The sequence below is a fragment of the Aquimarina sp. U1-2 genome (genome assembly GCF_017897595.1).
Taxonomy (GTDB): Bacteria; Bacteroidota; Bacteroidia; order Flavobacteriales; family Flavobacteriaceae; genus Aquimarina.
On the sequence record NZ_JAGKIK010000011.1, the window covers coordinates 95592 to 107749 of the forward strand.

12 protein-coding genes are annotated in these 12158 nt (G+C 36.0%); 11 read left to right on the forward strand and 1 reads right to left on the reverse strand.

Annotated elements, in window-relative coordinates; genetic code table 11:
- Nucleotides 1-6 precede the first annotated feature (6 nt).
- From J8281_RS14205 to J8281_RS14250, 10 genes are all read left to right on the forward strand, one after another.
- Entirely contained in the window at nt 7-1041 is a 1035-nt protein-coding gene (locus tag J8281_RS14205; protein WP_210198303.1) for a VWA domain-containing protein, read from the forward strand.
- Between the two features lies 1 nt (nt 1042).
- Entirely contained in the window at nt 1043-1942 is a 900-nt protein-coding gene (locus tag J8281_RS14210) for a tetratricopeptide repeat protein (RefSeq protein WP_210198304.1), read from the forward strand.
- A gap of 57 nt (nt 1943-1999) precedes the next feature.
- Complete coding sequence (locus J8281_RS14215) at nt 2000-3766, forward strand: BatD family protein (protein WP_210198305.1); 1767 nt, start codon at nt 2000-2002, stop codon at nt 3764-3766.
- Between the two features lie 10 nt (nt 3767-3776).
- Nucleotides 3777-4526 (forward strand): tetratricopeptide repeat protein, encoded by a 750-nt coding sequence (locus J8281_RS14220; protein WP_210198306.1) that lies wholly within the window; start codon nt 3777-3779, stop codon nt 4524-4526.
- Between the two features lie 153 nt (nt 4527-4679).
- Nucleotides 4680-5291, forward strand: coding sequence for a GNAT family N-acetyltransferase (locus tag J8281_RS14225; RefSeq protein ID WP_210198307.1), 612 nt, complete (start codon nt 4680-4682; stop codon nt 5289-5291).
- A gap of 554 nt (nt 5292-5845) precedes the next feature.
- Nucleotides 5846-6154: a hypothetical protein gene (locus J8281_RS14230; RefSeq protein WP_210198308.1), complete on the forward strand. Its 309-nt coding sequence runs from the start codon at nt 5846-5848 to the stop codon at nt 6152-6154.
- A gap of 118 nt (nt 6155-6272) precedes the next feature.
- Entirely contained in the window at nt 6273-7853 is a 1581-nt protein-coding gene (locus J8281_RS14235; RefSeq protein ID WP_210198342.1) for a SulP family inorganic anion transporter, read from the forward strand.
- Nucleotides 7854-7864: 11 nt separating this feature from the next.
- Nucleotides 7865-8497 carry a carbonic anhydrase family protein gene (locus J8281_RS14240; protein ID WP_210198309.1) on the forward strand — a complete coding sequence of 211 codons (633 nt, stop codon included), beginning with the start codon at nt 7865-7867 and terminating at the stop codon, nt 8495-8497.
- Between the two features lie 198 nt (nt 8498-8695).
- On the forward strand, nt 8696-10543 hold the full coding sequence (locus J8281_RS14245) for a SulP family inorganic anion transporter (protein WP_210198310.1): 1848 nt from the start codon (nt 8696-8698) through the stop codon (nt 10541-10543).
- 42 nt (nt 10544-10585) lie between these two features.
- Nucleotides 10586-11008, forward strand: coding sequence for a VOC family protein (locus tag J8281_RS14250; RefSeq protein ID WP_210198311.1), 423 nt, complete (start codon nt 10586-10588; stop codon nt 11006-11008).
- 246 nt (nt 11009-11254) lie between these two features.
- Here J8281_RS14250 and J8281_RS14255 read toward each other — a convergent pair whose 3' ends face one another.
- Complete coding sequence (locus J8281_RS14255; RefSeq protein ID WP_210198312.1) at nt 11255-11455, reverse strand: hypothetical protein; 201 nt, start codon at nt 11453-11455, stop codon at nt 11255-11257.
- A 79-nt stretch (nt 11456-11534) separates the two neighbouring features.
- Here J8281_RS14255 and J8281_RS14260 point away from each other — a divergent pair, with 79 nt between their 5' ends.
- Nucleotides 11535-12044: a DUF6265 family protein gene (locus tag J8281_RS14260; protein WP_246849124.1), complete on the forward strand. Its 510-nt coding sequence runs from the start codon at nt 11535-11537 to the stop codon at nt 12042-12044.
- Nucleotides 12045-12158 lie beyond the last annotated feature (114 nt).

A 12158-nucleotide genomic window follows, 5' to 3' on the forward strand; every position in this document is an offset into this window, starting at 1 on the left:
CGTGTAATGTACTTATTAGAAGAAAAAATATATTTCTGGTTGTTATTGAGCATCCCGGTACTTTTAGTGCTGTTTTTGGGAGTTTTGATATGGAAAAAAACGACGCAAAAGAAATTCGCAGATACCGAATTACTTAAAAAGCTAAGTCCAAATCAGTCTATTTTCAAATCAATTTTGAAAACTATTGTGATAAGCCTGGCGTTGGTTTGTCTCATTATCGCATTGGTAAATCCTAAAGTGGGGACCAAATTAGAGACTGTTAAGCGCGAAGGTGTAGATGTCGTTTTTGCTATCGATGTTTCAAAAAGCATGTTGGCCGAGGATATTGCACCTAATAGACTAGAAAAATCCAAGCAGCTCATCACGCAGATTATTAATAATTTGGCTAGTGACAGAATAGGCATTATTGCGTATGCCGCTAGTGCGTTTCCGCAATTGCCGATTACTACCGATTATGCTTCTGGCAAGATGTTTTTACAAGCTATGAATACAGACATGCTGTCTTCTCAAGGTACAGCAATTTATGAAGCTATAGAGTTAGCAAAAACGTATTATAATGACGAAGAACAGACCAATAGAGTATTGTTTATCATAAGTGATGGCGAAGATCATGAAGGTAATGTTGGTGCCATCGCCGAAGAGGCTGCAAAAGAAGGAATCAAGATATTTACCATAGGTGTAGGTTCTGTAAAAGGAGCTCCCATCCCTATAAAACGTAACGGTATTGTGCAGAGCTACAAGAAAAACAGTCAGGGAAATACAGTAATCACAAAATTAAACACGACAACTTTGCAGGAAATTGCCAATCAGGCAAATGGCACGTACATTGATGGTAAAAATACAGCGAGTGTAGTTGAAGAAGTGACAACGATTCTTCAAAATATGGATAAAAAAGAATTTGAAGCCAAGCAATTCGCAGACTTCAAAGATCAGTTTCAGTGGTTTTTAGGAGCTGGATTGTTGCTGTTGTTTCTAGATGTTTTCTTATTAGAAAGAAAAACATTGTGGGTTAAAAAATTAAATCTGTTTAACGAGCAGTAAAATGAAAAAATTTATAATTTTAATACTAAGTCTGCAATTCGGATTCATCTTTTCGCAAGAAAATCAACTCGAAAAGGCTGCTAATAAAGCAAAGCAATATATTGCTCAGGGTAACGAGTTGTTGGTAGATCAAGGTAATTTTTCTAAAGCTGAAGGCGAGTATAGAAAAGCGATCGCGACCTATCCAGAAAATCCAACAGCCAAGTATAATTTAGCAAATGCATATTACGGTTCTGAAAAATATGATGAAGCTACTTTACGTTATAAAGAGGCGACCAAAGTGGCAGATGCTACAAAATCTGAAAAACATAGAGCGTTTCATAATCAGGGTAATACCTTTATGGAACAAAAAAAATATAAAGAGGCAATAGAAGCGTATAAAAATGCATTACGAAATAATCCGAAAGATGATGAAACGAGATATAATCTGGCATTGGCCAAAAAAATGTTAGAACAGCAAGAGCAGCAAAACGACCAAAATCAAGATCAAAAAGATCAGAACCAGGATCAGGATCAAAAAGAAGATCAAAAAGAAGATCAAAAAGATCAAAAAGAGGGGGATGATAAGGAAGAAAAGAAAGGAGATGATGGAGAAAATAAAGACGATCAAAAAGATAAAGGTGACCAGGATAACAAGGAAAAGGATCAGGGAGAAGATCAAAAAGATGAAGATGGAGAACCCAAGGATGATCAAAAAGATAAAGGAGATCAAGGTGAGCAGGATAAGAACGAACAAGGCGAACCTAAAGAACAGCAGCCACAGCGACCCCAGGGTCAACTATCTCCGCAGCAGGTAAAAAGTTTACTAGAGGCTATGAATAATGAAGAAAAAAAGGTGCAGGATAAAATTAATGCTAAAAAAACCCAGGGGAGCAAGGTTAAAACTGAAAAGGACTGGTAGCATTCGTGCAATCTTAACCTTTGATATGCTCAAAGGTGTAAATGAAAGTGAATTGAAATGAAATTAAAATTAGTTTTTCTAACAGTAGTACTGGCATTAAGTCAGCTTACTTTTGCGCAAGTCAAATTTGAAGCAAAAGTAAGTAAAAGTACGTTAGGTATTAATGAACGATTACGCATAGATTTTGAAATGAATAAAGACGGTGATAATTTTACACCACCTTCGTTCTCTGGATTTACAGTAGTCGGCGGACCCAATCAATCTATTAGTAATTCATGGATTAACGGAAAGAGATCCTATGCAAAAACATTCAGTTATTTTTTGGAACCTACCCAACGCGGAAAATTTACGATAAAACAGGCAACTATCGAGATCGATGGTCAAACGTATAAAACACTACCCGTTACAGTACAAGTTACTGGGGCAGTAGATAAACCCAAAGATGGTAACAATACAGATTTTGTAGCTAGTGAAAACTTGCATTTAGTTGCCGAGGTTTCCAAAGCTAATCCTTATTTGAACGAAGCCATTACCGTGGTGTACAAACTATACGTTAGTCCGCGAATTAGTGTGAGTAACTGGAGAGAGCTCGATAGCCCGAAATATAGTGATTTTTGGAGCCAGGCTATCGATATGAAACAACTCAAAATCGAAAATGGCAGGTACAAAGGTGAACCGTATCGTTTTGTAGTGCTTCGTAAAACAGTATTGTATCCTCAAAAAACAGGAAAATTAAATATAGAACCCCTTACGTTAACGGTTTCTGTAGATGTTCCTACCAATCGAAGAGACATTTTTGGCGGCAGATTGTATTCGACCGTAAACAAAACAGTAGCTGCAGGTAATAGAACTATCAATGTTAAACCATTGCCTCAAAAAGGGAAGCCTGATGATTTTTCTGGTGCAGTTGGCTCTTTTGATTTTAAGGTAACCACTAACAAAACAACTCTTGATGCTACAGAGTCCTTAGATGCCAAAGTAGTTGTATCTGGTACAGGTAACCTTAAACTATTCGATTTACCCAAGCTTACCGTTCCCAATGGTTTAGAGCAATATGAGCCAGAACATAATGAGCGCGTACGAACCAACCTTACCGGTATGGCAGGAAACATATCTGATAGTTATACTCTGGTACCGCAGTACAAAGGAAAATATCCAATTCCGGCAGTGTCTTTTACATATTTTGATTTGAAAACTGAATCGTATAAGCGAATTACTTCCGAAGAAATTATTATTAATGTAAAGACCGGTCCCGATGGGGGAGATGTCGCCACTTCTAACAGCGCAACAACGCCAGGAAAAAAACTAGTAACACAATCGGGGAATCAATTCCGTTTTTTGAAGTTTGATGCAAACCTGAAGCCTATAGAGCGAGAGCATTTTTTCAAGTCTACAGCATTTTGGGTTTCGCTAACAGCTCCTTTATTAGCCATTCCTTTGTTTATGTTTTTCGGGAAAAAAAGAGAAGAACGTTTAAATGACGTACGTGGCAATAGAGTGCGCAAAGCAGATAAATTAGCAAGAAAATATTTGTCTGAAGCAAAAAAGAATCTTGGTAATCAGAAAGCCTTTTATATCGCTATGGAACGAGCGTTACACAATTATTTAAAAGCCAAGTTGCATATCCAAACTAGTGATATGAGTAAAGATCGAATTCAACGACTTCTTAAAGAGCGTAACGTGGATACTGCAGTGACTATAGAATTCATTGGTTTGTTAGAAAGTTGTGAGTTTGCTCGGTACACCCCGTCTTCAAGCTCTGCTATGCAACAAGACTATGAGAAAGCTTCTAGAGTGATATCGACGATGGATAAACAATTATAATAGTGTAGACGTGAAAAAAATAGTAAAAATAATAGTTTTTCTTATAGTAAGTATTGGGTTTACTCAGGATGAAGAGGTCTTCCAACGAGGAAATTCGTTATACAATCAAGAAAAATATCAAGAAGCTATTGATGCCTATACATCGATTTTGGATACCGGTAAAGCCTCGGCCTCTTTGTATTATAATTTGGGGAACGCACATTACAAATTAAGTAATATTGGCCCCAGTATATATTACTATGAAAAGGCATTAGCATTAAGTCCAAATGATGAGGATATTAAAAATAATTTGGTGTTTGCACAAAACGCCACTATTGATGCTATTGACGTGATTCCCGAAGGAATTATTTCAAAAATAGCAAATCGATTTACATACGTTATGTCATATGATAGTTGGGCATGGTTTTCGGTATGCTGTGTTGTACTATTTGTGTTATTTTTTATACTTTATTATACTGCTTCTACCTCTTTACGAAAGCGGATTTTCTTCATAGGTTCCTGGTCTATTTTTGTGATGGGTTTGTTCGGATTATTTTTTGCGTTTAAACAATTTAATAGTGATCAAAACAATCAATTCGCTATAATATTTGCTCAAGAAACTATCATTAAAAGTGAGCCCAATTTACGCAGTGAAGAGATATTTCAACTTCATGAAGGCACTAAAGTAAAAATTACCGAAACAGTCAACAATTGGAAAAAAATCAAGCTTGCTGACGGTAAAATTGGTTGGATCCCCGCTTCAGATATTAAAGAGTTGTAAATAACCACCGAAATTTATAGGCAAGTCGTTTTAATACTATTCGTCAATTAGAAATCTGCTGGATTTGTAAATAGTATAAGGGTATATGTAGTTACTAGGTTTATTGCATACAATTGTTACTGTTCATTCATAAAACTCTTTAAAATATTGAAAATGAAAATCGATTTTGAAGAGAACTATATTTTAGAGAATGATTCAGTTAGGTTAAGCCCTCTAGAAGTATCTGATTTTAAACATCTATTAGAATATTCAATAAATGAACCTGAATTGTGGCGATTCAACTCTGGAGGAGCAAACGGAGAGAAAAATCTTGAAAAATATATTCGCAACGCACTTCAACAACGTAAAGAGGAAAAGGAATACCCTTTTATTGTATTTGATAAGCGGAAAAAGAAATTTGTGGGCAGTACTCGATTTTATGCTTTCAAAATACTAAATAACACTGTTGATTTAGGGTATACTTGGTATGGAAAACAAACGCACGGAGATGGAACAAATAAAAATTGTAAATACCTTATGTTGGAATTTGCTTTTGAAAAAATTCAAGTAGAACGAGTAGGATTCGCAGCCAGTACCCTAAATGAGAGAAGTATAAATGCTATGAAAAGCATAGGATGTACTGTAGAGGGAATTTTCAGAAATTACTGCCTCGACAATCATGGTAAAAGAATAGATGCCATTTTTTTATGTATCTTAAAAGAAGAGTGGTTTAAAAAGGTCAAAGAAGATTTGAAAATAAAATTAGAAAAGTACGCCGAAAAATAACGAAACGATAACACTATTGATGTAATCATAGCAACTCCTAAGTAAACAATCGAATGGCTATTGTATTATTGGTAAGTTGCAATGCTTGCAGAATAAAAAAGTAACCGATCAATGAGTAGAAAAAATAAAAACGCCGGCTAATATTTTGCTCTGCTATGACATGTGTATCAACATTAATCAATCTAATGAAATAAAAAATAGGACCAATGAATAATAAATGTACATTAATTTGTACAGTTTATTACTAATTTTCTTAAATTATTTCGAGTATACCACTTGTATAACATAGGTAATGGATGAATGCACAAAATTACGTCTACGACAGGATTTTTATAAGACGTAGTATAATAGCATAGATAGTATATGATGTCTTAAAAGACTTCCTACATGCCTTACATTAAGTTTTTGGTATATAATGAATGTTTTGAAAAAACTCTAAAATTCTAACAAATTATTAGATAGATTTACAATTCAGTTAACAATTTTTGAAAGTGATACTATTATTTTAGCTACCTTAGCCATTCATGATTATAAAATTATACATAATAAAGTTTTTGATCATTCTAGGATGTAGCATCAACGTCTTTAATTTTGGTTTGCGCTTGCTTCATTCTTATAACCACAATGATCAAATCTCATATGCGTATGAAGAATCTGAAAATTCTGAAGAAAAAGAGTCAGAAAATTCGGATAAAGAAGATAGTCAAGGAAAAGATAAAATTGTATATCCTCACGACAACAAAATCTCAACAGTATTAGAATTGGCATACAATCGCTATCCGGATCTTTACAAACCCAGGTCTTCAGAATTTATAGAACATAAAACACCACCTCCAGAGTACTGTTCTACCGTTTTTTCTTAAGCTCATCAACGGCTTTATTCATAGCTGTAGAAATAGCTATTTTTCGTTTTTCAAATCTATCGTAAGTGTTTTCTATCGCTAATAACGAAGAGAACCACAAATTTTAATTATTATGAACATTTTCAAGAATCTTAAAAATGATCTTCCGGCCAGTATTGTAGTATTTTTTGTTGCCCTACCACTATGCCTTGGGATAGCCCTCGCTAGTGGTGCGCCACTTTTTTCAGGCTTAATCGCCGGGATTGTAGGAGGAATAATCGTAGGTGCTTTAAGTGGGTCAAAAATCGGGGTGAGTGGTCCCGCTGCAGGTTTAGCTGCTATCGTACTAAGCTCTATTGCTGCATTAGGAGGTTATCAAAACTTCCTTGTTGCTGTAGTGCTAGGGGGGATCATACAATTACTCTTTGGGATTTTAAAGGCTGGTATTATCGGATATTATTTTCCATCGTCAGTAATTAAAGGGATGCTTACAGGAATTGGAATTATTATTATTTTAAAGCAAATCCCTCATTTTTTCGGTTACGATGCCGATCCCGAAGGAGATTTTGCCTTTTTTCAAATGGATGGAGAAAATACGTTTTCAGAAATTATAAATACTATCAATTTTATTAGTCCGGGGGCTACACTTATTGCTATTATCGGACTGGGAATATTGATTTTATGGGATCAAGTACTTACCAAAAAAGCTAAAATCTTTCAGTTGATCCAGGGCCCCTTAGTGGCAGTTGTTGTAGGTATATTATTCTACATTTTTACTCAAAATCAGGAAACCCTGGCAATTTCTAAAGAACACTTGGTAAGTGTACCTATACCTGGGGATTTATCTTCATTTTTGGGTCAGTTTAGCTTTCCAAATTTTACGGTTATCGGGCAAACTGATGTTTGGGTAACCGCATTTACGATCGCGCTGGTCGCCAGTTTAGAAACACTTTTATGCGTCGAGGCTACCGACAAATTAGATCCAGAAAAACATGTAACTCCAACGAATAGAGAATTATTAGCACAGGGAACAGGAAATATTATCTCGGGAATGATAGGAGGATTGCCAATAACACAAGTTATTGTAAGAAGCTCTGCGAATATTCAATCCGGGGGAAAAACAAAAATGTCTGCAATTATTCATGGTTTCCTTTTACTGATTTCGGTAGTATTGATACCCAGATTATTAAATATGATACCGCTATCGGTTCTGGCTTCGGTGTTACTTTTAGTGGGATATAAGCTTGCCAAACCATCGTTATTTAAAAAGATGTATACCCTTGGGTGGAAACAATTTCTTCCCTTTACGGTTACCGTTGTCGGAATCGTATTTACAGATCTTTTAATCGGTATTGGTTTAGGACTTCTGGTAGGTATCGGCGTTATTCTTATTAAAAGCTATCAAAATTCTCATTTTTTACACATTGAAAACGTAGATGATGGTAGACATCGGGTAAAAATGACTTTGGCAGAAGAGGTAACTTTTTTCAACAAAGGAGCTATTTTAAAAGAACTTGATAGATTACCCGAAGAAACGTATCTCACCTTAGATGTGCGTAAAACCAGGTATCTGGATAACGACATTATTGAAATCCTGGAAGATTTTTCTGAAAAAGCAAAAAATAAAAATATAGATATAAAACTTATTTCTGAACGCGGGATTATAGAAAACCCAGACAGTTTTATTCAATTTTTTAAGTTAAGACCGAAAACGACATAAATCAAATAGACATGAAAGCGCTTACCAAAAAAACACAAGCAGCCATTACTCCACAAATAGCAGTTCAGCTTTTAAAGGAAGGTAACGAGAGATTTCTGAATAATAAAAAAGTAGGCAGGGATCTTTTAGAGCAGGTTAACGATACCAAAAGCGGGCAATTTCCTTTTGCTACAATTTTAAGCTGTATCGACTCCCGGGTATCTTCAGAATTAATTTTTGATCAGGGGATAGGCGATATTTTTAGTGCCCGAATAGCCGGAAACTTTGTAAATGAGGATATCCTCGGCAGTATGGAGTTTGCCTGTAAACTTGCAGGAACCAAATTAATTTTAGTGTTAGGCCATACCAGTTGTGGTGCCGTAAAGGGAGCATGTGATGATGCTCAATTAGGCAATCTTACCGCGCTGTTAAGTAAAATCAAGCCCGCTGTTGCCGCCGTAGCAGACCCTAAAGACGAGGCATTACGAAATTCTAAAAACATAAAATTTGTGAACGATGTGGCTACCAAAAATGTACATATGACAATCGATATGATTAGAAAAGAAAGTGAAGTACTACGAGAAATGGAGGATAGAGGGGATATTTTGATACTTGGGGGGATGTATGATATCAACGATGGTAAAGTTGATTTTTTTGAAGGATAAATGCGTTACGCTCACGAATAGAATCGATGTAGTTCAAACATCAAAGGTTTCGGTACTATATTTGAGTTTTTATGGGTACCGCCAAAGGATATCATACTCCTGAGGCTTGCCTCGAAATTAAAAAATTATTTTCAACGAATGCCTCATGGGCTTGCCCCGAAAGTAGTTTACTTTAGTAATTTGAAATAGGCTTGTCATATGAACGATTTTTTTAAACACCTTAAAGGAGATGCTTTCGGAGGATTAACTGCAGGAATTGTAGCCTTGCCACTAGCACTGGCATTTGGAGTTTCTTCTGGATTAGGTCCCAGTGCCGGCCTATACGGTGCGATATTTATCGGTTTTTTTGCTGCCCTTTTTGGGGGTACCAGTACTCAGATTTCGGGGCCTACGGCTCCAATGACCGCAGTAAGTATGTTGGTTATTGCAGGATTGATCGGTGCAAATAATGGGGATGTTAGCAAAGCACTGCCGGCAATTCTTACCGTATTTCTTTTAGCAGGTTTGATGCAAATCGGTCTGGGAGTTGCAGGGATTGGTAAATACATCAAATACATTCCGTATCCGGTAGTATCGGGTTTTATGACCGCCATTGGGATTATGATTTTAATTACGCAACTATTACCAGCTTTAGGATATTATCCCCAAGAAGACGAAACTTTTGTGAGAAAATTTATGCCAGAAGCCGAAGAGGTTATTTTAAATACTATTTTGAAGAATGAAGCAAGTGAAGGGGTATTAGTACTAGAAGATTTTAGAGAAACAATTAAAATAGCAGAAGATATTGGCGAAGAAGATATCTATCTCGAAGCCAAAACGCTCGCCAAGAGTAATTCATCAGGAGCTGTTGGTGCTATAAAGAGTCTTCCCCGTGCTATAAACAATATCGATTATCTAGAACTCATACTTTGTATAGCAACTATTCTAATTATTTATGGGTTTAAAAGAATAACGACGACCATACCCAGTACATTGGTTGCATTACTCGTCGTCTCAGGATTAGCCTATGGTTTTGGATTGGAATATCGACCGATAGAAAAAATCCCTAGCGGCTTTCCAACTCCTAATCTGGCGATTATTACAGATTTCAAATTAGGTGCTATACTGCCGTATTTTTTTACCGCTTTATCCCTTGCATTTCTAGGAGCTATTGATTCGTTATTAACATCGGTAATTGCAGATAATATGACCAAAACCAAGCATCACCCTAAAAAAGAACTAATAGGTCAGGGTATCGGTAATAGTATTGCTGCGATTTTTGGAGGTATTCCCGGGGCAGGGGCTACCATACGAACCGTAGTAAACATCAATGCGGGAGGCAAGACCAAATTATCGGGTATGATAGCGGCCGTATTATTACTCATTATTCTATTGGCGCTCGGACCCATAGCCTCTCAAATTCCGGCAGCCGTATTGGCAGGAATTCTTATCACCGTGGGCATCGGTGTTATGGATTATAAAGGATTAAAAGCTATTCCTAGCATGCCAAGGGTAGATGTCGTTATCATGTTTATCGTTTTAATATTATCTGTAGTTTGGGATTTGGTATATGCTGTGGGCATAGGACTTATATTGGCATCGTTGATTTTTATGAAAAAAATGGGAGATGTAACCGCCAGGAATTCTAAAATAGAACCTTTACAAGGGTTTGATACTACTGAAAATGAAGAAACCTGGGAAGATGAAGTTGGAATGCCCCAGGAACTAAAAAGTAAAATTTTTATCAAACATCTTAACGGCCCGTTATTTTTTGGATCAACCAGCGAGTTACAACAATTGGCCAGTCAAATCCCGAAAACAGCGACTCAAGTCATCCTGCGAATGGATAGAGTACCATACATGGATCAGTCTGGAGTGTATACCCTTGAAGATATTATTCTGGGTCTTGAGCAAAAAGGCGTCAAAACATACATCGTAGGCATTCAAAAACAGCCGCAGTATCTTGCAGAAAAAATTGATATCATTCCCGATTTGGTGCCAAAACAGTGTGTGTTTCCTGATTTTGAATCGTGTGTAGCCTATTTAAGACAGGATTCATTTGGGTAGTGAACGCGATATATACTGTATCATTAATTTATAAAACAAACAATGAAACAATCTATAGTTCACGTAGCAATAGTAGTGAAGGATTATGATGAAGCTATTGAATTTTATACTAGAAAACTTAATTTTGATGTCATTGAAGATACCTATCAACCTGAACACAATAAAAGATGGGTTGTTGTAGCACCACCCAATTCAACAGGAACCACGATTTTACTTGCTAGAGCATCAAAACCTGAACAAGAAAGCCGTATTGGAAATCAAACAGGAGGAAGAGTTTTTCTGTTTTTAAACTCTGACAACTTCTGGCGGGACTATAACAATATGATATCAAAAGGAATCGAATTTGTTAGGAAACCGGAAAAAGCAGCGTATGGAACAGTTGCTGTATTTAAGGATCTGTATGGAAATTTGTGGGATTTACTAGAATTGAATCCAGGCCATCCAATTGCTAAAAGAGTCAAATAATGAAACTGGCTACATCAAAGTAATTAGCAAGAATGGAGGAAATAGATTCAAATGAACTTCTGAAGAAGTGATAAGATCATGACATCTTCTATTAAAAGCGACCTCAAGTATAGCTTTGACTGCAATTTATTCAACACTTTTAGAAAAATCTTCCTTAAAATTAGAAATAAAATCATTGCTATACTTTTTGTCTTTGCCTAACTTTCCTAAAAACCAAATAATGCATCCTTTTTAAACCATGCTGTCCTATTCGCTTAAAAGTGATTGATAAGATAATTTAAATGATTTCAATGCCCATTTCGGCATACAAATCATCCCCATATTTGCATCTATCGTATCTAGAGCAACCTCTGTTGCCAGTGCATAACAAGATGTATAGTTTATAGCGGCGGAAATTCCGTTAGGAATTTCACGCAGGTTTGTTAACTTTGGGTTGTGACGAAACATTAACTGTATGTTTGTTCGCCACAAACCATATATAAACGTTAGCAACAAGCAAAAACAAACATCACAAAAACCAACAATTATGAGAAAATTAATCATCGTTCTAACTGGAATTTTAATTATTTCCTGCAATGAAAACAAAAAGGAAAATAAAAATTCTGAGAAGCAACAAACAGAAACTAAACACACAGAAATTGAGCAGAAGACCAATAATTTTGATTGGCTTGTTGGAAAGTGGAAAAGATTGGACGAAGAAGAAGGAAAAGAAACATTTGAAAACTGGGCAAAAAATAGCGAAACTGAATATTCTGGAATTGGGTTTACAATGCAGAATAACGACACTATAAAACAAGAGCGAATGATACTGCAAAAAAATAACGGAAAATGGGAGTTGAACGTAAAAGTTCCAGATGAACCTGAAAGTGTTACATTCAGAATGACAGAACACAACGAAAAGGAATTTGTTTGCGTGAATAATGAAATCGACTTTCCAAACAAAATCCATTATTGGAAAACTGGCGACAGAATTAACGCAACAGTTTCAAATTCGGAAATGGAAATTCCGTTTGAGTTTGAGAGATTGAGCGAATAATGCTAATGGCTAACAACGGTAACCGTTGCACAAGCCTATGATTTTTTTAAAAACGACGTGTTTTAAGCCTTTTTAATAAGACTTTTTTTATGCTTCGCAGTATTTGATTTTAAT

What these genes read in the sequence shown, in the direction of transcription:
- J8281_RS14205 (WP_210198303.1), top strand. Translation starts at nt 7, where the DNA reads ATGTACTTATTAGAAGAAAAAATATATTTCTGGTTGTTATTGAGCATC.
- J8281_RS14210 (WP_210198304.1), top strand. Translation starts at nt 1,043, where the DNA reads ATGAAAAAATTTATAATTTTAATACTAAGTCTGCAATTCGGATTCATC.
- J8281_RS14215 (WP_210198305.1), top strand. Translation starts at nt 2,000, where the DNA reads ATGAAATTAAAATTAGTTTTTCTAACAGTAGTACTGGCATTAAGTCAG.
- J8281_RS14225 (WP_210198307.1), top strand. Translation starts at nt 4,680, where the DNA reads ATGAAAATCGATTTTGAAGAGAACTATATTTTAGAGAATGATTCAGTT.
- J8281_RS14240 (WP_210198309.1), top strand. Translation starts at nt 7,865, where the DNA reads ATGAAAGCGCTTACCAAAAAAACACAAGCAGCCATTACTCCACAAATA.
- J8281_RS14245 (WP_210198310.1), top strand. Translation starts at nt 8,696, where the DNA reads ATGAACGATTTTTTTAAACACCTTAAAGGAGATGCTTTCGGAGGATTA.
- J8281_RS14250 (WP_210198311.1), top strand. Translation starts at nt 10,586, where the DNA reads ATGAAACAATCTATAGTTCACGTAGCAATAGTAGTGAAGGATTATGAT.
- J8281_RS14255 (WP_210198312.1), bottom strand. Translation starts at nt 11,455, where the DNA reads ATGTTTCGTCACAACCCAAAGTTAACAAACCTGCGTGAAATTCCTAAC.
- J8281_RS14260 (WP_246849124.1), top strand. Translation starts at nt 11,535, where the DNA reads ATGAGAAAATTAATCATCGTTCTAACTGGAATTTTAATTATTTCCTGC.